Consider the following 21,144-nt stretch of genomic DNA (forward strand, 5'->3'; position numbering starts at 1 on the left):
TCTTTGTAGAAGCTATCCATGAACTAAATGAAAATAAGTTTTAAAAAAACCTATAAGTTTGCTGTAAAGTCAGCACTATATATAAGTCTCTTTGCTACAGGATTTGTAGTAATTCTAGTTTTATTATTCTTCAAAAATAGAACAGAACATTTATTACCATTCAGTCTTGTCTTTCTTGTGTCGGTATATGCGTTCTCGTTTATGGTTTTACAATACCGAGTAGAACGTTTTATTTATCGCAGAGTAAAGAAAATCTACGATGAGGTTTCGTTATTGGAATCCAGTACACTTATCAACCAGCCGATCACTACGGATATGGAAACGCTTTCGCGTGAAGTCAAAAAATTTGCAACTGATAAAAAGTTAGAAATCGAAATGCTCGAGATTCGTGAAGAATACCGTCGAGAATTTCTAGGTAATGTTTCGCATGAACTTAAAACGCCATTGTTTACAGTTCAGGGATATATTTCGACTTTATTAGATGGAGCAATGGAGGACAAAACCATCCGAAAAAAATATCTTAAACGTGCCGAAAAAGGAGTAGAACGATTAATTTATATTGTCGAAGATTTAGACATGATCACTAAATTAGAAACGGGTGATTTAAACTTAATAATCACCGATTTTGATATTGTCGAACTTATTCAGAATGTTTTTGATTTATTAGAAATGAAAGCTGATAAAAAGAAGATTAAGTTAACTTACGAAAAGAAAATCCTTCAGCCGATTTTGGTGAAAGGAGATAAAGACAGAATTCAACAGATACTAGAAAATTTGATTGTGAATTCAATTAAATATGGTAAGCAAGGCGGAACTACAGAGGTAGGAGTTGTAAATCTGACAAAGAAAAAAGTACTTATTCGTATTAGTGATAATGGAGAAGGAGTAGAGAAACAAAATATACCAAGACTTTTTGAGCGTTTTTATAGAGTAGATAAAAGTGGGGCCAGATCAGAAGGTGGTTCTGGTTTAGGACTTGCTATTGTAAAACATATTATCGAAGCCCATAAAGAGAAAGTGTATGTTGAGAGTGAGTTTGGGATAGGTTCTGAGTTTTCATTTACTCTCGAAAAAGCCCATAAAAGCACTAATCTTGAAGTTAAGTAATTGTAATTAGAGCATCTCAGATCAGCATAAAATTCTCATGATTTAACCTCGATTTAAAGTTGCCGATTCTCCCTTAATATTAAATTTTCATAATAATAACATCTTGGTAACGTTATGTTAACTTTGATGGGTGATTTTTGCACTCTGAACGAGGAGTTTAAAAAAATAAGATGAGAAAATTTTTAGTGGTAGCTTTATTTTTAGCGGCGGGCTTAACGCATGCACAAGAGGTAAACAAAGATGAGATAAAGAAAGAGGTAGTTCGTATTTTAGACTCTATTAATAAGGCAAAAGAAACTGCAATAATAACAGCACCAAAGATTGAACCTATTCTTCAGAAAGAAGAAAAAGATCATTGGTATGATAAAATCTCATTACGAGGTTATGTTCAGATAAGATATAATGGTTTGTTTTCTACTAATGATAAAGTTTCATGCGAACAGTGTGATAGATCTTGGGGAACAACATCTACAGAACCAGATGCAAAATCTAATAATGGGTTTTTTATAAGACGTGCACGATTAGTATTTTCTGGTCAAATACACCCAAATATATATTTTTATTTCCAACCCGATTTTGCAAGTTCACCAAGTACAGGAATCAATAATTTTGTTCAAATTAGAGACATATTTTTTGATTTCTCATTTGATCCAAAAAGAGAATATCGTGTTCGTGTAGGACAAAGTAAAATCCCTTATGGTTTTGAGAACATGCAATCTAGTTCTGTTCGACTTGCTTTGGATAGAAATGATGCTATGAATAGTGCTATATTAAATGAACGTGACTTAGGAGTGTTTTTTTATTGGGCACCTAGCAAAATAAGAGAACGTTTCGAAATGTTAGTTAAAGATGGTTACAAAGGTTCTGGCGATTATGGTGTTTTTGCTTTTGGAGTTTACAACGGGCAAATCGCAAATAAACTTGATAGCAATAGAGATTTAAATGTTGTAGCGAGAGTAACTTATCCTTTCGTAATAGGAAGTCAGATTATTGAACCAGGAATCCAGGCTTATTCAGGGAAATGGGCATTTACCAACGAAATTTCAACTGGAGTTGCAATAGATAATAAACAATATGTAAAAGATCAGCGAGTAGGAGCAACTTTTGTATTATACCCTAGACCTTTTGGAATACAAACGGAGTATAACATAGGTAAAGGACCACGTTATGACAAGACTACTAATAGTGTCGATGTTACAAATATAAATGGAGGTTATGTTTTATTAAATTATAAATTAGATTTAGGAAAACAACTATTATATCCTTTTGCAAAATTTCAATATTATGACGGAGGAAAAAAATATGAAAAAGATGCCAGAAGTTATGTAGTTAGAGATTATGAAATTGGAATAGAGTGGCAGCCCCTAAAAGCATTAGAGTTTACAGCAGAATATGTTATTGCCGATAGAACTTTTGAAGATAGCGCATTACCAATTAATCGCCAACAAGGAAATTTACTGAGATTACAAGCTCAATTTAATTTCTAAAACATAAAAAACATATAGGATGGAGTTTATTATTTTTCGAAAACAGAAAATAATGAACTCCATTTTGCTTTCTTCTTATATTGAGGTAATCCTTTGTATTCTTTAATTTTCGCAATATCCTCAATCTTAAAATCATCTTGTAATGCGTAAGGAACAAGGCCTTCTTCCTGTAGTTTCTCAGCAAGATATAATTGCTCATATTGACCAGGAGTTGGTATAAAAAAAGCTTTCTTTTCTAGTTTTACCAAATCCATTACGGTCGTATATCCCGAGCGACATAAAATTTGTTCACTTTCGTTAAAAGTTTGTTCTAGCTGGCGTGTATTCATGAAATTGTAATACGTAACATTATCGATGATTTCCTTTTTTTGGTCTTTTTCGACAATGCCTTTTACAAAAACTACTTTTCCGTCGTAGCGAATAACTTCTTGTTTTAATTTATCTTCGAGATAACCACGTTGAGGTTCTGGTCCAGATAAGATAACCATTAAATCATATACTTTAGGCGTTTCCTTCTTGCGCATTCGGCTCATAGGACCTATGTATCTTAACTTGATTTTTTTTGTTTTTAAATGGCCTAATTCTCCAGTTAAATTAGGATTCTTTTTTATGTCGGGAACCCAACATTCAGTATATTTCTTTATAAAATATTGATGACATTTGCTGGTAAACCAAGTCGTGTTTCCAGTCATTACATTTAATTGATGCGTAATAAAAACAGATGGTATCTTATCACTGTAAACACCCAAACGATTATCAGAAATAATCCCGTCGATACCATATTTTTTAATCCACGATTTCACCATTTTTTTTTCGTCCAAAATGGCTTCAATCATTTTAGGACAATTTTTGATTAATTTCCACTTAAAGTTTTTGCCATTCTTGGCATATTCTATTTGGTAAGAAGGTAATTCGAGTGTTTGGATATATGGGAACTCTTTTCGTAATAGCTCTAAAGCAATACCATCAGAGGCAATTATTGGGATGTAATTGTTTTCCTGTAATGCTTTAATTATCGGGATGCATCTTGTGGCGTGACCTAAACCCCAATTTAATGGAGCAATTAAAATAGTTTTATTAGTTGAATCTAAATTCATATAGAATTGGGTTATGTTAAGTTAACCCTGCGAAAGTTACAAACAGTAAGTCTTTTCCTTATTTATAAATGATTACTAAAATATTAAGTTATTATTTTAGTAAAAGCAAAAAGGCTAGACGCTATAAGAAGTCTAGCCTTTTTAATTGTATCAAGAAAAAGATGCTTAGTCTTGAATATAAGTTTTGTTTCCGTTAGAATTAATGTAGTACTTACCACCTCTTGGTCCTGTATATACTTTTTTACCATTATATTCTCCAGTAACTTTATCTGCTACTTTAGGTGCTTTTTCATTAGTTTCTTTAACTGTTTTTGTAGCAGTTTTAGCAGTGCTTTTCGTTGTTGCTTTAGTATCTGCTTTAGCTTTATCTACTTTTTCAGTAGCAGTTTTTGTATCAGCTTTAGCTTTAGTTACTTTTTTAGTAGCATCATCAGTTGCATTTTTAGCATCAGTTTTTGCTTTGGCAGCTTTTTTTGTAGTTGACTCTTCTGCTTTAGTGGTTTTTGCCTTAGCATCGCTTTTAGTTTTTGTAGCTTTATCTTCTACACTTTTAGTTGCTGATGCTTTTTCTTTAGTTGCTTTTTTCTCTGTAGCAGTTTTGGTGTCGGTAGCTTTTTTAGTAGCAGTCTTTTTTTCTTTAGTTGCTTCTGATTTAGCTTTGGTTTTAGTCGTCTTTACAGCAGTTTCTTGTGCGTAAAAATTACTTGAGAAAACTAACATAAAACAAAGTAATAATAATTTTTTCATGTTTTTTAAGTGTTAAAGTTTATAATAAAATTAATCAATTTATTGTAATGTTTTCGAAAATGTATCAAAAATAAGCTCTTAGCTGAACATTTCCTGTATGGATAGTTGGTCCGGTTTCGCCTTTTCTTCCTTGATAGTTTACATTAACATCCAAAAACTGAGTGATGTTTTTTTGCAATAGCAATCTCCATACCAAATTTTGTCCTGTTTGTAAACCTTCTAACATTTGGAAACCTACAGATGAAAATTCATTGCCTGTAAATTTATTCTGATAAAAGGAAAATTCCCCATTTAATGTGATTTTTTTATCACCAGCATAGGAAAAAGATGTTCCTAATCGGCTTTGTTCTAACGTTTCTTCCTCGCCAATTTGATTGTCCTTGTTCTGAATTTCATAGAAGAAATCTAAACTTGTACTTTTAGAAAACAAATAACTAATTTTTGGAGCAAGTTGATAACCTGTTAGCTTATAGTTTTTTTCTGGGAAACTTTCAGAGATAAGATCTGTTTGTATGGTTTTGGTAAAAAATCCGAATAACCAACTTTTATCATACAAATGAGAATATTGTAATTGATGTGAACTATTTTTAGCCTGTTGCGATCCTATTGTAAGTAAGTTTCTGCTTTTGTTTTGTAAATAGGTATAAGTTGTAGAATGTTTTTGTTTACCACGATTATAAAATAAACTGTTTCTGAAACTGGAATTTAGCCCCAGTACATTTTCATCTGAAGAATTAAAAGGATTAAGTTCAAAACGATCACCATCACTTTTTACTTTTCGATCTAATATAAACGAGGTCTGGTTATAAAAATAAGATATTACCTTTTTTATTCCAGTTTCATTTAACCATTGGTTTGGATTTAATGTTACCGATTGAGAAAACTTATTCTGATTTGTTTTAATATAAATCCGGTTAGGTAAAAAGATACGAATGTATTTTGCCTGATCAATAAATGCAGCTACTTCAAATTCCTGTAATTCCTGAATTCCATTATTGTTGTAATCGTTCCAGGTGTAAACTCCTTGTCCTGCAGGAACTTCTACGTAGGTATAATCTTGTTGCGGCATTGTTCCTGAACTGGTTTCGTAGGCAGTAGTAGTTTGGATAAATTGATTGAAAAAACGATCATTATAAAGAATTCTGGAATTTAGTGATGGTTCTCTTTTTTTAGTCACATCTTCAAAATTCAATACTCTATAGCTCGCATATACCGATAAATCACTTTTGGTAGTTTGGATTAATTTAGATCTTAAATAATAAGTCTGTGAGTTGTTTACACGTTGTAATAGTCCGTTTTGTAAACTATCATTGCTTCGTTTTAAAAAGCCTAATTCTACAAAAACCTTGGTACTATCACCACGACCTATAAATAAACCATATTCATTAAATCTTTGGCTTAAAGCCGAAAACTGATTGGTTTCCTTATTCTTTTCTTGATTATCTTCAAGCTGTACTGTACCACCAACCCAGTTTTTATTAAAATGATAACGGGCTTGAGTTTGGTTTCTTAAAAACTTAGAAGTCGATATTGTACTGTTACTATTTAGTAAGCTACCTTGGTTCTGAATCAGCCAGTTTTTTACTTTAAAAAGACCATTAACCGTATGTCGGCTTCCAGAATAGTTTTCGGTAAAATCTAAGTTTTCAAATTGATAGGTTAGTAATCCTATATCTGAGATCTTTTTTTGAGGAAATAAATCAAAATTTAATCCCGAAATTAATAAACTCTGATTCCCAAATCGATTTGCAGGAAGATTCCAATCCCTATCAAACTCGATGTTATAAAGGCGTTCTACCGATTTAAAATTGTCCTGAATAAATTGATAATTTACAAATGCATCCAGATTCCAACTTCTGGTAAATAAACGTTGCTTAGCATTTATTTTGGATGCAATTCCTTTATTGTTTCCATCTTGTATGCTCGAAAATAAATTAGCATCATTGTTACTAACACCAACTTCAAAATCAAAACTTGTTTTTTCGGTTGGATTATATTTACCCAAAAAAGTAGCTACTTGCAGTTTTATTGGAGCAACGAGTTTAATAATTGGAGCATAATTTCCTTGCGGAATACCATTTATAGGAGCAACATATTCATAAATTCGATCAATTGTATTTACGTTTCTAAGAATGTAATTGGCAGACTTTGCACCAATTAAATTGAATCTTACATTGTATAATTCTTCTTTTGGATCGTTGGAGAATTCATAAACTTCCGTTCCGTTTATCATTATTTTTCGGTAAAGAATTTTATTGTCCGAATAAGAATCAACGTAAGCCGAAGGAGCAATCATGGCATTTGTATCATCTCCCGCATTACTTAATATTTCTACCTGTTCTTTGGTTAGATTTTGTTGTAACGGTTGGTTTTTTAAGTCATTTTCAGAGTATAGATACCCTCCAAAACTCCATTTTTTATTTTCATGAGTAACTCCGGCATACGTTACAAATCGAGTATAATTTTGATTTGTATATTGATACTCAACACTTATACGCATCTCCGAAGTAATTGTAAAAAGAGAAGTAAAAGTGATTTCCCCAGCATTATAATCAATAGTATAATCTTTGTTTTCGCCTCGTTTTAATAAAACACCATTTACATAAACTCTTTCAGAACCCGAAATCACCAATATGTATAACTCACCATTCTGTCCAGTTAACTTATAAGGACCTTGATTTCCTTCCTGTCCAGTAATGTTACTTTTTGCATATTGCCCCCTTACCAATGCGGCAGAAGCAAATACATTGGTTTTGCTATCTTCGTCACCAAAATTAAAATTAACGGCAAGACCTTGAACCTTTTTGTCGAAATTTAGGAACTGTGTTTTTTTATTTTCAAGAAAAATATCTCCCGCGCGTAATGCCCAATCATTACTAAAAAGCTCTATAAATATATTATCGAATTGATCTAATTTTTGAGAGTAACCACCATCTTGCAACGGAATATTATTGTCTTGTAATGATGCACGAAGACTTACTTTTTCAGATATTTTTCCTGTAATCTGTAAGTCAAGATTAGAGTTTAAAACTGTGTTTTGGTTGTTACCAATGGTAATCCCTCGGGTAATACTTCCAGAAGTATTTAATCCGTCAAAAGGAGTTACAGTTTTATTGGTTTTAGGTTGTATTTGATATAAAGATTCAGAGGTTACACCATTACTTACGATTCGGTCAGAATCATAAATTTTATACTCTTTGGTTAAAATATCTGGAAGTTTTAAATACTCAACTGTTAGAGAATCAGTATTCGAAATCATTTTTTCATTTAAAAGTAATGTTCCTTTCTGGAAATTTACTTTGTAGAAACTACTATCAATAGGTTGTTTATTGTTGTCGTATAGTTTGAAAAAACTCGAATTGATACTAACGTTTTCAAGATGAATAGTATCTCTGGAGATACCAACTTTTTTGGTTTTATAGTGCGTGTTTATTTCCTGGGCATGAAGTCCAGAACAAAAAAGAATTACAATCCAAAAGAGTAATTTTTTAAACATAAATACTTTAACTCCAAAACGTCAAAAGTAGTATTTAATAATTAAAGTTATAGAGGAGATATCTTTATAAAAAAGAAAGGCTTCACCGAAAAAGGGAAGCCTTAAAAGTATTTGATAATACACCAACTTATCTTAAATTAGATGTTTGTTCAGCTTATTTTATTTAGAAGGAGGAAATTTGGTAGAATACAATATTCCAACATGTATAAAAAGTGCTGATAAAAATGCATATATTAAAGCTATATACATTTTTATGTCTTTACGATGTTCATATATGGTGCTCCAACTAAAATTTTTATCGCTAAAAAAATTGGCCCAAAAAAACATTACTGTTGTTATAAAAATTAAAAAAATAAACTGACGTGTGCCCGTTTTGCGTATTTTTTCAAAAATTTTCATTTTTATAGTATAAAAGTTAATGATGCGTCTTTAGGTACTTCTAATATAGAATTAATAAATTCTAATTTTTTCATAATTCATTACTTTAATAGTAGTAAAAAAGATTATTTATCTAACAAATATATAAGTAGATCTAAATATGTCTTATGCAGAAATCGGTTGTTTTTAGTCGGTTTTCGGGTATTCAGAAGAGAGATAGCTTTGTTCTGATTTTTTAATAAATTTACTTAAAACTAACTTTTAACAAGGCTTTATGAGTATATTTTAATAAATCTGACCTCTATTATCTTACAGGTAAAAATGGGTTTATGAATATTATCGTAGGAAATAAGCTGAAACAGCTACGTAAAAGCAAAGATATGTCGCAAGAACAATTGGCGGATTGTTTGTGTATATCTCAGTCTGCCTATGCTAGGATAGAAAGAGGTGAGGGGACTTCCTGGGCAAATTATGCCAATAAAATATGCGAGTTCTTCAAAATAACTCCAGAAGAATTGGTAACAAATGATATAGGACAGAATAAAGAAACGACTAATGATTTAAATGAAGCTTTTATTATAAATCAATTGTCGGATAAAATCGTAGAGCAATACGAAGAGCGAATTAAAGAGCTGAAAAAAATAATAAAAGATTTAAAAAGAAAACAGAAACCATAAATAAAGGCTCCACTTAAAAAATGGAGCCTTTATTATTATATTGAATTTTGTAATTAACTTTTTAAAAGTAAACTAATTAGATTCCTTTGTTACTATTTGCATAGTCTCGCGGCTTACTTGTTTTAGTAAAACTACTTTGTTTTCTTCGACAGTTTCGGCAGCTTTATCATCAAAATGACGAATTGTATATAAAGTTACATTTTCGCTGAAATCAACTTTGAACTTTTTAGAAAGGATAGCATTCAAATCATTGAAATTCTCAAATTTATCTTCTACACAAACAGAAAAACTAATCGCTGAGTTTTGAATTAAATTCACTTTAATTTTAAATTCATGGAATAAAGCAAAAATCTCGCTGATGTTTTCCTCCATGATAAAAGAGAAATCTATCGATGAAAGAGAAATCAAAAGTTGGTTTCTTTTTACGATAAAACAAGGTAAATAAGGCTCTAAATCGACACCTTTAGAAACACTTGTTCCTTTTAGCAATGGGTTTATAAATGATTTTACATACAACGGAATCTCTTTTTTCTGTAAAGGTTGTAATGTTTTAGGGTGAATAACTGTTGCTCCGTAAAAGGCTAATTCGATAGCCTCACGATATGAAATTTGATTAAGCAAACTTGCATTTTCAAAATAACGTGGATCAGCATTCATAACTCCGGGAACGTCTTTCCAGATGGTAACACTTTCGGCATTTAAGCAATAAGCAAAAATTGCAGCAGTATAATCTGAACCTTCACGACCTAAAGTAGTAGTGAAGTTATTTTCATCGGCACCTAAGAATCCTTGAGTAATATTCAGCATTTTTCGCTTTACATTATTACCAATATTTTTTTGAGTTAATTCCCAATCAACTTCGGCATCTCTGTAATTAGCGTTGGTTTTTATAAAATTACGAACATCAATCCATTGTGTTTGGATGCCCATAAAATTCATAAAATGGCTTAAGATAGTAGTCGAAATTAACTCTCCAAAACTTACAATTTGGTCATAAACAAAGTTGTAATTAGGAGATTTGTTATGAGCAAGAAAGTATTCTAACTCCGAAAATAATGCCTTTACAGCAGTAAAAACTTCATGTTTCTCATTCTCGAATAAATCTAATAATATCTGGTTATGGTATTTTTTTACTTCTTGTACAGATGAACTTAACTCAGAAGATTTTTCGAAATAATTCTTTATTACAACCTCAAGAGCGTTTGTGGTTTTTCCCATGGCCGAAACCACAAGCAATACATCTTCATAACCTACTTTTTGTAAAACGTCATAAACGTTTTTAATTCCTTCAGCATCTTTCACTGAGGCACCACCAAATTTGAATACTCTCATTATTTATTATATCTTAATATTATCTATTGTCTTTTAATTTTTGTTTTTCTCTAAAAAAGTATCTATTCCAGCTTCGTCCATTTGTACAACACGCCATTCTTCGATAATTTTAGCACCAGAATTTTCATAGAATTTAACTGCAGGAGTATTCCAATCGAGTACATTCCATTCAACTCTTTTTACTTTATCCTTTTTGGCCTGCTTCATTATTTCGGAGTATAAAGCAAATCCTAAACCAGATCCGCGCATTTTATCTTTTACAATCAAATCCTCTAAATGTATTGTTTTTCCTTTCCAGGTCGAAAATCGGTAATAGTACAAAGCAATCCCCACTATTTCGGCATCTACCTCGGCTACAAATACATGAAAAAGAGGGTTTTCTCCAAAGCCATCACGAACTAAATCACTTTCTGTAATCAAAACAGCGTCTGGTTCTTTCTCGAATATGGCTAGTTCCTGAATCAAGCCCAAAACAGCTTTCATATCATCAGGGTTTCCTTTTCTAATATTCATAAATTCTTATTATTAATGTATTTATATCTAAAATAATGGTTTTTTTGAACTCAATTTTTACTTTTGATTAACAAATATACAATACGGACAAACTAACTAAATAATTTTTAAATCAATTTCACAAAAAAGGCGATATTTGTGACTTCAAAAAAAATCTACAACGATATAGTATAATGGAAGAACGCAATAAAACACTAGGAGAGTTTATTATTGAGAACCAAAAAGCATTTCAGTATTCGTCGGGAGAGCTTTCCCGAATTATCAACTCTATACGATTGGCGGCCAAAGTCGTTAATTACAAAGTAAACAAAGCTGGTTTGGTCGACATCGTTGGCGCAGCAGGAGAGCAAAACATACAAGGAGAAGATCAGCAAAAACTAGATGTGTATGCAAACGAGGTTTTTATTCAAACCTTAATTAATCGTGAAATTGTTTGCGGAATCGCTTCAGAAGAAAACGATGATTTTATCACTGTTCAAGGAAGTGACAACAGTCATAACAACAAATATGTAGTTTTAATGGATCCTCTTGACGGATCTTCTAATATTGATGTAAATGTTTCTGTAGGAACTATTTTTTCGGTTTATAGAAGAATTACGCCAATAGGAACTCCAGTTACACTCGAAGATTTTTTACAACCAGGAGTTAATCAAGTTGCGGCTGGATATGTAATTTATGGAACTTCGACTATGTTAGTTTACACAACAGGTCATGGTGTAAATGGATTTACACTGAATCCTGCAATTGGAACATTCTATTTGTCACACCCGAATATGAAATATTCTAAAGATGGAAATATTTACTCTGTAAATGAAGGAAATTATGTTCATTTTCCTCAAGGAGTAAAAGATTATATTAAATATTGCCAGCATGAAGAAGATGATAGACCTTATACTTCAAGATATATCGGAAGTTTAGTTTCCGATTTTCATCGAAATATGATTAAAGGCGGAATTTATTTGTACCCAACAAGTAGCAAAGCGCCAAAAGGAAAGCTTCGTTTATTATACGAATGTAATCCAATGGCATTTGTGGCAGAGCAAGCAGGAGGGAAAGCATCTGATGGTTTTAATAGAATCATGGAAATTAACCCAACCGAATTACACCAACGCGTTCCGTTCTTTTGCGGAAGCTATAATATGGTCGAAAAAGCAGAAGAGTTTATGCTTAAAGCGAAGTAATAAAAATAAAACCCGACTAGTAAAATAGTCGGGTTTTGTTTTTTTAGTACCTGTTTTAGTTTTCAGTCTCAGTTTTTAGTACCAGTTTGTAAACTGAATACTGCGACTGCAAACTTTTTTAATATTAGTCTCAGTTTTTAGTACCAGTTTGTAAACTGAATACTGCGACTGCAAACTTTTTTAATATTAGTCTCAGTTTTTAGTACCAGTTTGTAAACTGAATACTGCGACTGTAAACTTTTTTAATATTAGTCTCAGTTTTTAGTCTCAGTTTGTAAACTGAATACTGCGACTGAATACTGAATGTTTCTATTTATTCATATTTTGCATTTCGAAAGTAAAAGTATCTAAATCTACTTTTTTATCTACTAATGAAAGTGCTTTTGCAATAATGTAGTTTACGTTTCCTGGAGTAAATCCTAGTGCAAGACCAAGTCTTCTTAACATGATTTCCTGACTATCTCCCATGTGGTGATCTACGTGTACCATACGAGCCAAATCGTATAAACGCTCTAAACGTTGAGAATACAAATAAGGCGCATTTATAGGATGCTTCAATGGATCTGCAAGAATCTCTTTATACTCTTCGTCTGAAATTTCTAATCTAGAAGCTAGCTTGTCTAAAAAAGCTTTTTCTTCCTGATTTGTTTTTCCGTCTGCAAGAGCTACGCGAACAATAGCCGAAAAATGACCTTTATTTCTTAGTTTAAATTCGCTATCAAATAAATCTGAAAATGACATAATTAATTGGTTTTTTGTATCACAAAGATAAATCTATTTTTAAATTATTAATTTTAATTTTCTCATAATTTTTATAATTGGAGAAACTACAATTTTAACTTATTTTTATTTAATGATTTTAGAATAGCAATCTACCATTTTCAAAATTAATCGTAAGTTTACACACCCTTTATCAATTTTAAATTAAAATACCCATGTCAGATTTTTGGATTTATTTTCAAATAGGATTAAAACACGTTCTAGATATTCATGCTTACGACCACGTAATGTTTCTAATGGCTTTAACCATTCCTTATGCATTTAAGGATTGGAAAAGAATTTTGCTTCTTGTAACTATTTTTACAGTTGGGCATACATTAGCATTGTTGCTTTCGGTTTACGGAATCGTTACTATTAAAGTAAATATTGTCGAATTTTTAATTCCGATAACTATTTTAATAACAGCCTTTTTTAATTTTTTTACAGCAGGAAAATCATCCAAGACAGAGAGTATTAATTTAGTGTTTTTTATAACACTTTTCTTTGGGATAATTCATGGTTTAGGATTCTCTAATTATTTTAAAACAATATTAGGAGGTAGTCCATCATCAAAATTATTACCATTAGGAGAATTTGCATTAGGGATTGAGGCAGCTCAAATTATTGTGGTTTTTGTAGTTTTAATAATCTCATATATTGTACAGACTATTTTTCGTTTTTCAAAACGTGACTGGACTTTGGCGATGTCGGCATTTATAATAGGTGTTGTAATCCCGATGGTTATTGAGAGCGAAATATGGAGCAGATAAAAAATGGAAAAGAAAAAATTAAATAGATACGACAAGGCCTATTTGCGAATAGCTAAAGAATGGAGTTTGTTGTCGTATTGCAAGCGCAAGCAAGTTGGTGCAATTATCGTAAAAGACCGTATGATTATTTCTGATGGTTATAACGGTACACCATCTGGGTTTGAGAACTGTTGTGAAGATGAAGAAGGATTAACGCGCTGGGATGTTTTACATGCCGAGGCAAATGCTATTTTAAAAGTAGCGCGATCTACCCAATCTTGCGAAGGAGCAACGTTGTATATAACGCTTTCTCCATGTAAAGAATGTAGTAAATTAATTCATCAATCGGGGATAAAAAGAGTTGTTTACCAAAACGGATATCGTGATGATGCAGGTATTCAATTCTTAATAAAAGCAGGTGTAGAGGTAGAACATATTCCTGTTTTAGAAGAAGAATAAAGTTACAGTAATTTCAAGATACACGGTTACTTATGAAGAATGGCAATAATCTGTTCTCATAAATTAAATATTAACTACATATGAAATTCAATCCTAAATATTTGCCAATAGTTATTGGAGTAACTTTAGCTCTGGGAACTGTCCTTGGAGGTATGTTAAACGCTCCGGTACAGGATCAGTTTTTGGCTAAAACCAACTCTAAGAACAAGCTCAACAAATTAATTGATTTCATCAATAATGAGTATGTAGATAGTGTAGATACCGATTCTATTGTAAACCTTACAGTAGATAATATTTTATCAAAACTAGATCCCCATTCCGTTTATATTCCGCCAAGCGAACAAGCAGAAGTTGCCGAAAGTATGAAAGGTGATTTTGTAGGTATTGGTGTAAATTTCTATATGTATAGAGATTCCGTTGCGATTATAAAACCTGTAGAAAATGGCCCTTCGGCAAAAGCAGGAATTCTAGCCGGCGATAGGATTTTATACGTAGGAAAAACAAAATTGTTTGGACGAAAACTCCCTTCAGATAGTTTATTTGCTAAATTAAAAGGAGAAAAAGGAACAGAGATAGAGCTGACAGTTTATAGGAAATCAGAACAAAAGAAATTAAAAGTCAAAATAAAGAGAGACGTTATTCCGATAAAAAGTGTTGATGTCTCAATGTTATTAGATAAAAATACCGGATATATAAAAATCAATCGTTTTGCAGAGACCACCTTTGCGGAGTTTAAATCGGGTTTAACCAAATTAAAACAAAATGGAATTGAGTCGCTTATTATCGACCTTCGTGATAATGGTGGAGGGTATATGGAAGAAGCAGTTGCGATTGCAGATGAATTCCTGAAAAACAAACAACTGATTGTTTTTACCAAAAATAAAAATGGCGAAACCGAAAAAACCTATGCTACAGGAGCCGGAAGTTTTGAAAACGGAAAAGTATCTATTTTAATCAACGAAAATAGTGCTTCGGCAAGTGAAATTCTGGCAGGAGCAATCCAGGATAACGATAGAGGAAATATTATTGGTCGCCGTTCTTTTGGAAAAGGATTGGTTCAACGCGAAATGGATTTTAATGACGGTTCTGCTGTGCGATTAACTGTTGCAAGATATTACACACCAACAGGTCGTTCTATCCAAAAGCCATATAGCCACGGAAACGAAGATTACTTTAAAGAATCGGATTCACGATTTAATAACGGAGAATTGTATAGCAAAGACAGTATTAAGGTTGTTGATACATTAAAATATAAAACACCAAAAGGTAAAATTGTTTACGGAGGTGGAGGTATAGTGCCAGATGTTTTTGTGCCTATCGAAATGGAGCATGGTAGCGAAGGCTCTGCTTATTTACTACAAACTGGTATCGTAGGACATTTTGTTTTTGAGCAGTTGGATAAAAACCGAAAGGCATTCACAGGATTGAACTATAAAGAGTTTATCGCCAAAATGCATGCGACGGACGATTATTTTAAATCGTTTCAAAAATATCTTTCTATTAACGGATTAGATTTAAAATTAGATAAAAATAAAGCAATCATTAGTCGTTATATTACAGCTGAATTTGCTCGACAATTGTATGGCGAAATTTACTATTACGATGTGATTCTTAAAAATGATGCAATGATTAAGGCTGTTTTAAATCAGAAGAAATATCGCTAAATTTTATCAAAATGGAAGTAAAGACTATTGTAAATGCCGAAATTGAGCTTTTAGCTGCTATTAAAAATGCAGATGTTCTAGCTCTGGAAAAGATTCTACATGATGATTTATTGTTTAACTTACCAGATGGGCAAACGATCACTAAGGAATTCGATTTAGATACCTATCGCTCAGGTAAAATTAAAATAGATGTTCTGGAAGCTTCAGATCAAATTATTAATGTAATTGATGATTCAGCAGTCGTTGGAGTTACTATTTTGCTAAAAGGGAAATATGATAATGATCCTATAGATGGTGTTTTTAGATATATAAGAGTTTGGAAACAATTTGATGACAATTTAAAAGTTATTGCAGGTAGTTGCATACAATTAAAATAGAATTAATGAGTTTAACTTAGCGAACTTCACAGTTAAATAATAAACATGAAAAATTTAAAAAGAATAAGTTTTCTGTTAGTCTTAATGGTTTTTGTAATTTCTTGTGCATGTATGAAAGATAAAAATACGATTTCAGGAAAAGTAGAATCTATCGAGTTTGGTAAAGACGGTTATACTGCAAAAGTAAAGACGGAGAAAAACGAAATTTACTATGCTACAATAAGCATTGTAAATGTGGGCGGTCCTGAAAATTATAAGAAACTAAAAGAAGGAGATGAGGTTTCTTTAAAAGGAGAAATCTGGAAAGCTGATACCGAGAAACATATAAAAGTAAAAGAGATTGTTTCTGTAAAATAAGTTAATGCTAAAGCATTAAAATTGTTGAAATATTAAGATTTTTGAACCATTAAGACATTAAGTTTATTAAGCTTAGTCTAATGGTTTTTCTTTTTTTACTATTTAAGAGATTAAGTCTGTAAAGTGTCTAAAACTTAATTTTTCTTAATCTCTTAATGGTTTAAAATAAAAAACTTGATGTTTTTAGATTTTGCTATTAAAGCTTAAATTATTTAAACCAAAGCTTAACTTTTCTTAATCTCTTAATAGTTTAAAATAAAAAACTGATGTTTTAGATTTTGCTATTAAGGTCTGGATTATTTAAACTCAAGCTTAATTCTTCTTAATCTCTTAATGGTTTAAAATAAAAAAAAAACTGATGTTTTAGATTTTACTATTAAAGCTTAAATTATTTAAACCCAAGCTTAATTTTTCTTAATCTCTTAATGGTTTAAAATAAAAAAAAACTGATGTTTTAGATTTTGCTATTGAAACTTAAATTATTTAAATCCAAGCTTAATTTTCTTAATCTCTTAGTGGTTTAAAATAAAAAAACTGATGTTTTAAATTTTACTATTAAAGTTTGAATTGTTTAAACCCAAGCTTAATTTTTCTTAATCTCTTAATGGTTTAAAATAAAAAACTGATGTTTTAGATTTTGCTATTAAAGTTTGAATTATTTAAACCCAAGCTTAACTTTCTTAATCTCTTAATGGTTCAAAATAAAAAATTTGATGTTTTTAGATTTTGCTATTAAAGCTTAAAATATTTAAACCCAAGCTTAACTTTTCTTAATTTCTTAATGGTAAAATAAAAAAAAACTGATGTTTTAAAAGTTAGCGAGTACTGTCGTGAGCATGAGTTTGCACGCCGTTATTCCATACCGTTAAGATATCCGTTGCAACGGCAGCTCCACTTCCGGCAGCAATTGCAAGTTGGCTTCTCCAGCCAGCCAGAGTACCAATTACGTAAATACCTTCGGCAACTTTATGGTCGATGTTTTTTAACTGAATTCGTTGTTTTTCGGGAAGCGCTTTTTTATGAGGTTCGATATATTGCATCAAGCCTTCTATAGCAAAAGTATTTGCAGAACCAATCCCTACAACTATCATTTTAGTTTTATATGAGCTTCTGTTTGTAGTAATTAAAAAATCAGGATATTCACCTTCTATTTTTATTACTTTCTCATTTGGGATTTGCTCAATATGCGGATACGCTTGGCTTAAATGTTCGGTACTTTCAGATAATAATTCAGAACCTAATTTTCCAGGAGCAATACCATAAGCATTATTAAAAAGAGCTTCTTGAAGAGAAGAGTTTTTTTGGTGAGTAAAAACCCCAATTTTTTTGTCAATAGCAAAAGGTTTATTTTGTGCAGATCCTAAAACAAGTGCACAGGACATACTTGATACCCCTCCGCCAATAATTAAAACGTCAAACATATTATTGTTGATCGTTCATCTTTTCTTCTATTTTTTTAGAAACTCTAAAAATTAAAAGAATTAGTACAGCGCAAAATGAAGCAGCGATTCCAATAAAAGCTACCATGCTATCTCCTTGTAAAGGATTCTGAAAGTCAAGCAAAGTAATATTGAAAATAATCAAAGCTAATGCTAAAAGCACTAATATGGAAGTAAAAATTTTCATAGGACTATTATTTATTTCTAACTATTAAGAGAAATAGATAAATACTGAAACGTTGTTTTTTGGATCCCTAAAACGAATATTCTGGTATTTAAGTATTTCTGAGGGGGTAAATTTATGAAAATTAATTTTAGACAAACAAACCTTTAACATTAGCTGCAAATAATTTAACAGCAATGGCCAAAAGGACTACACCAAAAGTCTTACGAACTACGCCAAGTCCATTCTCACCAAGTAATTTTTCGATCTTAGAAGAAGATTTTAGAACGATATATACCAAGATAATATTAAGTATAATTGCGATAACTATATTTATAGTATGAAATTGAGAACGCAAGGATAATAAAGTTGTCATTGTGCCTGCTCCGGCTATTAACGGAAATGCTAATGGAACAATTGAAGCAGAGCTTGCTTCTTCGTTACGATATATGTGTATACCAAGAATCATCTCTAAGGCTAAGAAGAATAAAACAAAAGATCCTGCTACAGCAAAAGAGTGAACATCGATACCAATTATTTTAAGAAAACCTTCTCCGATAAAAAGGAAAATAATCATGATAAGACCAGCTACTATTGAGGCTTTTTCAGATTCGATATGCCCGACTTTTGATCTTAAATTAACAATGATTGGGATAGAGCCCACAATATCAATTACTGCAAATAACACCATCCCGACAGTGATAATTTCCTTAAAATCAATTTCTAGCATAATTTTTTGATTTAGTGTTTAAAGATGTGCAAAGTTAGATAATAAAGTTAGGGCTTTTTCATAAGAAATTAGTAATAGTGTATTTTTGTTATAAAAACACGTGTTGTTGTGTAAAATAATGATTTTTATAACAAAATTTTGTTTTTACTTCAAGGATTCGCAAAGATTTTCGGTAAACCCACGAGCGAGAATGTCTGGTAGAGTTTTGAAAAGGTTTCGATATGTCTTCTAAAATTTAATTTTTCGTTGCTTTTGTTGACGAAAAAAAAACTTTGGGGTTAAATTTCAACACATTCTGCAGTAAAAATTTAATCTCATTTCATCTGTTTTCTTTGCCTATCTTTGCACTTTATAAATTTCAGTATTTTATTATCATGTTTCAATTAGGGAAAACCATCGTTTCGGAAGATATTCTTGAAAAAGAATTTGTTTGCAATTTATCAGCTTGTAAAGGTGCTTGCTGTGTTGATGGTGATGCTGGGGCTCCGCTAAGCGAAGAAGAAACAAAGATATTAGAAGAAATATATCCTAAAGTTAAGCCGTTTTTACGCAAAGAAGGAATTGCAGCTATCGAAGCGCAAGGAACTTGGGTAAAAGGTACAGATGGTGATCTGGAAACACCATTAATTGATAATAAAGATTGCGCCTATGTAATCTTTGATGGTAAAACTGCGCTTTGTGGTATTGAGCAAGCCTATAATCAGGGAATCGTAACTTGGAAAAAACCAGTTTCTTGCCATCTATACCCAATCCGAGTAAAAGATTTTACCGAGTTTGCGGCAGTTAATTATGACAAATGGGATATTTGTGATGCTGCCTGTTCTTTAGGTCAGGAGCTTGAGGTTCCAGTCTATAAATTTGTAAAAGAAGCGTTAATTCGCAAGTTTGGAGAAGATTGGTATATGGAACTTGATAAAGTTGCACAAGACATGAAACGCTCTTAAAAACATCCCATTTTTTTTACAAGAAAACAATGCTGATATTGCAGTAAAAATTATTGCAAATGATCTGAAAAAAGATTTTTAAAAATTATAAAAAAGTCTTGCATTTTATTTCAAAAATCCTATATTTTACGCTTGCTAACGTGAATTTGGACAGATTTAACTGTCTAATTTTCAGAATGTTAACAATTGTATGAAAATTATTCTGTTTTTGTCCCTTTGTTAAAAACTAGACTCGATTGTGAATAAGTTTGACTTTTATTTTAGCCAACAAATGACAATCTTTGTAGTCTACAGAAATGGATGAAAATCTATTGAAAATATTTAAAATAAAACACAACTATAATGTCACAAGTCGAACCAATTTTACAAGAAAATAAGAACCGTTTCGTAATTTTTCCTATCAAACATCATGATATCTGGGAATGGTACAAAAAAATGGAAGCTAGTTTTTGGACTGCTGAAGAAATTGATTTGCACCAAGACTTAAATGATTGGAATAATAAGTTATCTGACGACGAAAGATACTTTATCAAACATATATTAGCATTCTTTGCTGCATCTGATGGAATCGTAAACGAAAATCTTGCTGAGAATTTTGTAAACGAAGTACAATATGCAGAAGCAAAGTTTTTTTACGGATTCCAAATTATGATGGAAAACATTCATAGTGAAACGTATTCATTATTAATTGATACTTACGTAAAAGACGAAGCAGAGAAAGATGATCTATTTAATGCATTAGATGTTTTTCCAGCAATTGCTAAAAAAGCAAAATGGGCTTTAAAATGGATTGAATCAGATTCATTTGCAGAGCGTTTAATTGCTTTTGCAGCTGTAGAAGGAATCTTCTTTTCAGGAGCTTTTTGTTCTATTTATTGGTTGAAAAAACGTGGACTAATGCCAGGATTAACTTTCTCAAACGAGTTAATTTCTCGCGACGAAGGAGTTCATTGCGATTTTGCAGTGCATTTACACAACCACCATTTAATTAACAAAGTTCCAAAAGATAGAATTAAAGAAATTATCGTTGATGCTTTAAACATCGAAAGAGAGTTTGTTACAGAATCTCTTCCAGTAAGTTTAATTGGTATGAATGCTGTCTTAATGACACAATATTTAGAATTTGTTGCCGATAGACTACTTGTTGAATTAGGATGTGACCGTGTTTACGGTTCAGCAAATCCGTTTGACTTTATGGATATGATTTCACTTCAGGGAAAAACCAATTTCTTTGAAAAACGTGTTGCAGAGTATCAAAAATCAGGTGTGATGAACACAGATAGTGATGCTCAAAAAATTTCATTCGATGCAGATTTTTAGACAACAAAGCATTTTAGCGATTACCACGACGCTCAAAAAACAAAAAATTAAGAAACGTAGGTTTCTATAACTAGACAATTTAAAAGTTGAATCTGATTTCCCCCAAATCGTAGATTCGACACTATCACTGACTAATTTTCAGCCTATATACCAGGTTGGGGAGAGGGT

The 21,144-nt window shown here is 31.5% G+C and carries 20 protein-coding genes; 11 read left to right on the forward strand and 9 right to left on the reverse strand.

Features of this window, described 5'->3' with window-relative positions:
- Nucleotides 1-27 precede the first annotated feature (27 nt).
- Together SHI72_RS21650 and SHI72_RS21655 are read left to right on the forward strand one after the other, a co-directional pair.
- The gene (locus tag SHI72_RS21650; protein WP_039115894.1) at nucleotides 28-1,107 is read left to right on the forward strand and encodes a sensor histidine kinase; all 1,080 of its coding nucleotides are present in this window, start codon (nucleotides 28-30) and stop codon (nucleotides 1,105-1,107) included.
- A gap of 170 nt (nucleotides 1,108-1,277) precedes the next feature.
- Nucleotides 1,278-2,594, forward strand: coding sequence for a porin (locus SHI72_RS21655; protein ID WP_323491377.1), 1,317 nt, complete (start codon nucleotides 1,278-1,280; stop codon nucleotides 2,592-2,594).
- A gap of 29 nt (nucleotides 2,595-2,623) precedes the next feature.
- On the opposite strand, the gene SHI72_RS21660 is transcribed toward SHI72_RS21655, so the two are convergent.
- The 3 genes from SHI72_RS21660 to SHI72_RS21670 all read right to left on the reverse strand — a co-directional run bounded on the left by SHI72_RS21660 (nucleotide 2,624) and on the right by SHI72_RS21670 (nucleotide 7,934).
- Nucleotides 2,624-3,691: a glycosyltransferase gene (locus tag SHI72_RS21660; protein ID WP_323491378.1), complete on the reverse strand. Its 1,068-nt coding sequence runs from the start codon at nucleotides 3,689-3,691 to the stop codon at nucleotides 2,624-2,626.
- 165 nt (nucleotides 3,692-3,856) lie between these two features.
- A complete protein-coding gene (locus SHI72_RS21665; RefSeq protein ID WP_323491379.1) occupies nucleotides 3,857-4,438 on the reverse strand; it encodes a hypothetical protein in 582 nt (193 codons plus the stop codon).
- Nucleotides 4,439-4,502: 64 nt separating this feature from the next.
- Nucleotides 4,503-7,934, reverse strand: coding sequence for a hypothetical protein (locus tag SHI72_RS21670; RefSeq protein WP_323491380.1), 3,432 nt, complete (start codon nucleotides 7,932-7,934; stop codon nucleotides 4,503-4,505).
- Between the two features lie 707 nt (nucleotides 7,935-8,641).
- Between SHI72_RS21670 and SHI72_RS21675 the strand changes: the two genes are divergently transcribed.
- A complete protein-coding gene (locus tag SHI72_RS21675; RefSeq protein WP_323491381.1) occupies nucleotides 8,642-8,989 on the forward strand; it encodes a helix-turn-helix transcriptional regulator in 348 nt (115 codons plus the stop codon).
- A gap of 72 nt (nucleotides 8,990-9,061) precedes the next feature.
- On the opposite strand, the gene SHI72_RS21680 is transcribed toward SHI72_RS21675, so the two are convergent.
- Together SHI72_RS21680 and SHI72_RS21685 are read right to left on the reverse strand one after the other, a co-directional pair.
- A complete protein-coding gene (locus SHI72_RS21680) occupies nucleotides 9,062-10,321 on the reverse strand; it encodes an aspartate kinase (RefSeq protein ID WP_039115910.1) in 1,260 nt (419 codons plus the stop codon).
- Between the two features lie 33 nt (nucleotides 10,322-10,354).
- Nucleotides 10,355-10,834 (reverse strand): GNAT family N-acetyltransferase, encoded by a 480-nt coding sequence (locus SHI72_RS21685; RefSeq protein ID WP_086895211.1) that lies wholly within the window; start codon nucleotides 10,832-10,834, stop codon nucleotides 10,355-10,357.
- Between the two features lie 173 nt (nucleotides 10,835-11,007).
- On the opposite strand from SHI72_RS21685, the gene fbp reads away from it, so the two are divergent.
- Nucleotides 11,008-12,015, forward strand: a complete 1,008-nt coding sequence (fbp, locus tag SHI72_RS21690; protein WP_039115912.1) for a class 1 fructose-bisphosphatase — start codon at nucleotides 11,008-11,010, stop codon at nucleotides 12,013-12,015.
- A gap of 309 nt (nucleotides 12,016-12,324) precedes the next feature.
- Here fbp and SHI72_RS21695 read toward each other — a convergent pair whose 3' ends face one another.
- Entirely contained in the window at nucleotides 12,325-12,756 is a 432-nt protein-coding gene (locus SHI72_RS21695; protein ID WP_035617301.1) for a TerB family tellurite resistance protein, read from the reverse strand.
- A gap of 194 nt (nucleotides 12,757-12,950) precedes the next feature.
- Between SHI72_RS21695 and SHI72_RS21700 the strand changes: the two genes are divergently transcribed.
- The 5 genes from SHI72_RS21700 (at nucleotide 12,951) to SHI72_RS21720 (ending at nucleotide 16,380) form a co-directional block, all read left to right on the forward strand.
- Nucleotides 12,951-13,544, forward strand: a complete 594-nt coding sequence (locus SHI72_RS21700; protein WP_039115913.1) for a HupE/UreJ family protein — start codon at nucleotides 12,951-12,953, stop codon at nucleotides 13,542-13,544.
- 3 nt (nucleotides 13,545-13,547) lie between these two features.
- Nucleotides 13,548-13,982, forward strand: coding sequence for a deoxycytidylate deaminase (locus tag SHI72_RS21705; protein ID WP_039115914.1), 435 nt, complete (start codon nucleotides 13,548-13,550; stop codon nucleotides 13,980-13,982).
- 80 nt (nucleotides 13,983-14,062) lie between these two features.
- Nucleotides 14,063-15,646 (forward strand): S41 family peptidase, encoded by a 1,584-nt coding sequence (locus tag SHI72_RS21710; protein ID WP_323491382.1) that lies wholly within the window; start codon nucleotides 14,063-14,065, stop codon nucleotides 15,644-15,646.
- An 11-nt stretch (nucleotides 15,647-15,657) separates the two neighbouring features.
- Nucleotides 15,658-16,023, forward strand: coding sequence for a nuclear transport factor 2 family protein (locus tag SHI72_RS21715; protein ID WP_039115917.1), 366 nt, complete (start codon nucleotides 15,658-15,660; stop codon nucleotides 16,021-16,023).
- A 45-nt stretch (nucleotides 16,024-16,068) separates the two neighbouring features.
- Nucleotides 16,069-16,380, forward strand: coding sequence for a hypothetical protein (locus SHI72_RS21720; protein ID WP_039115918.1), 312 nt, complete (start codon nucleotides 16,069-16,071; stop codon nucleotides 16,378-16,380).
- Nucleotides 16,381-17,195: 815 nt separating this feature from the next.
- Here the strand turns inward: SHI72_RS21720 and SHI72_RS21725 are convergent.
- From SHI72_RS21725 to SHI72_RS21735, 3 genes are all read right to left on the reverse strand, one after another.
- Nucleotides 17,196-17,801, reverse strand: coding sequence for an FAD-dependent oxidoreductase (locus SHI72_RS21725; protein ID WP_323491383.1), 606 nt, complete (start codon nucleotides 17,799-17,801; stop codon nucleotides 17,196-17,198).
- A 1-nt stretch (nucleotide 17,802) separates the two neighbouring features.
- A complete protein-coding gene (locus SHI72_RS21730) occupies nucleotides 17,803-18,006 on the reverse strand; it encodes a hypothetical protein (protein WP_039115920.1) in 204 nt (67 codons plus the stop codon).
- Nucleotides 18,007-18,133: 127 nt separating this feature from the next.
- Complete coding sequence (locus tag SHI72_RS21735; RefSeq protein ID WP_039115921.1) at nucleotides 18,134-18,712, reverse strand: MarC family protein; 579 nt, start codon at nucleotides 18,710-18,712, stop codon at nucleotides 18,134-18,136.
- A gap of 374 nt (nucleotides 18,713-19,086) precedes the next feature.
- Between SHI72_RS21735 and SHI72_RS21740 the strand changes: the two genes are divergently transcribed.
- The gene (locus SHI72_RS21740; RefSeq protein ID WP_039115922.1) at nucleotides 19,087-19,656 is read left to right on the forward strand and encodes a DUF3109 family protein; all 570 of its coding nucleotides are present in this window, start codon (nucleotides 19,087-19,089) and stop codon (nucleotides 19,654-19,656) included.
- Nucleotides 19,657-19,998: 342 nt separating this feature from the next.
- Nucleotides 19,999-20,976: a ribonucleotide-diphosphate reductase subunit beta gene (locus SHI72_RS21745; RefSeq protein WP_039115924.1), complete on the forward strand. Its 978-nt coding sequence runs from the start codon at nucleotides 19,999-20,001 to the stop codon at nucleotides 20,974-20,976.
- Nucleotides 20,977-21,144 lie beyond the last annotated feature (168 nt).

The sequence above is a fragment of the Flavobacterium sp. PL02 genome, assembly GCF_035013205.1.
Taxonomy (GTDB): Bacteria; Bacteroidota; Bacteroidia; order Flavobacteriales; family Flavobacteriaceae; genus Flavobacterium.

What these genes read in the sequence shown, in the direction of transcription:
- SHI72_RS21650 (WP_039115894.1), top strand. Translation starts at nt 28, where the DNA reads ATGAAAATAAGTTTTAAAAAAACCTATAAGTTTGCTGTAAAGTCAGCA.
- SHI72_RS21655 (WP_323491377.1), top strand. Translation starts at nt 1,278, where the DNA reads ATGAGAAAATTTTTAGTGGTAGCTTTATTTTTAGCGGCGGGCTTAACG.
- SHI72_RS21660 (WP_323491378.1), bottom strand. Translation starts at nt 3,691, where the DNA reads ATGAATTTAGATTCAACTAATAAAACTATTTTAATTGCTCCATTAAAT.
- SHI72_RS21665 (WP_323491379.1), bottom strand. Translation starts at nt 4,438, where the DNA reads ATGAAAAAATTATTATTACTTTGTTTTATGTTAGTTTTCTCAAGTAAT.
- SHI72_RS21670 (WP_323491380.1), bottom strand. Translation starts at nt 7,934, where the DNA reads ATGTTTAAAAAATTACTCTTTTGGATTGTAATTCTTTTTTGTTCTGGA.
- SHI72_RS21675 (WP_323491381.1), top strand. Translation starts at nt 8,642, where the DNA reads ATGAATATTATCGTAGGAAATAAGCTGAAACAGCTACGTAAAAGCAAA.
- SHI72_RS21680 (WP_039115910.1), bottom strand. Translation starts at nt 10,321, where the DNA reads ATGAGAGTATTCAAATTTGGTGGTGCCTCAGTGAAAGATGCTGAAGGA.
- SHI72_RS21685 (WP_086895211.1), bottom strand. Translation starts at nt 10,834, where the DNA reads ATGAATATTAGAAAAGGAAACCCTGATGATATGAAAGCTGTTTTGGGC.
- fbp (WP_039115912.1), top strand. Translation starts at nt 11,008, where the DNA reads ATGGAAGAACGCAATAAAACACTAGGAGAGTTTATTATTGAGAACCAA.
- SHI72_RS21695 (WP_035617301.1), bottom strand. Translation starts at nt 12,756, where the DNA reads ATGTCATTTTCAGATTTATTTGATAGCGAATTTAAACTAAGAAATAAA.
- SHI72_RS21700 (WP_039115913.1), top strand. Translation starts at nt 12,951, where the DNA reads ATGTCAGATTTTTGGATTTATTTTCAAATAGGATTAAAACACGTTCTA.
- SHI72_RS21705 (WP_039115914.1), top strand. Translation starts at nt 13,548, where the DNA reads ATGGAAAAGAAAAAATTAAATAGATACGACAAGGCCTATTTGCGAATA.
- SHI72_RS21710 (WP_323491382.1), top strand. Translation starts at nt 14,063, where the DNA reads ATGAAATTCAATCCTAAATATTTGCCAATAGTTATTGGAGTAACTTTA.
- SHI72_RS21715 (WP_039115917.1), top strand. Translation starts at nt 15,658, where the DNA reads ATGGAAGTAAAGACTATTGTAAATGCCGAAATTGAGCTTTTAGCTGCT.
- SHI72_RS21720 (WP_039115918.1), top strand. Translation starts at nt 16,069, where the DNA reads ATGAAAAATTTAAAAAGAATAAGTTTTCTGTTAGTCTTAATGGTTTTT.
- SHI72_RS21725 (WP_323491383.1), bottom strand. Translation starts at nt 17,801, where the DNA reads ATGTTTGACGTTTTAATTATTGGCGGAGGGGTATCAAGTATGTCCTGT.
- SHI72_RS21730 (WP_039115920.1), bottom strand. Translation starts at nt 18,006, where the DNA reads ATGAAAATTTTTACTTCCATATTAGTGCTTTTAGCATTAGCTTTGATT.
- SHI72_RS21735 (WP_039115921.1), bottom strand. Translation starts at nt 18,712, where the DNA reads ATGCTAGAAATTGATTTTAAGGAAATTATCACTGTCGGGATGGTGTTA.
- SHI72_RS21740 (WP_039115922.1), top strand. Translation starts at nt 19,087, where the DNA reads ATGTTTCAATTAGGGAAAACCATCGTTTCGGAAGATATTCTTGAAAAA.
- SHI72_RS21745 (WP_039115924.1), top strand. Translation starts at nt 19,999, where the DNA reads ATGTCACAAGTCGAACCAATTTTACAAGAAAATAAGAACCGTTTCGTA.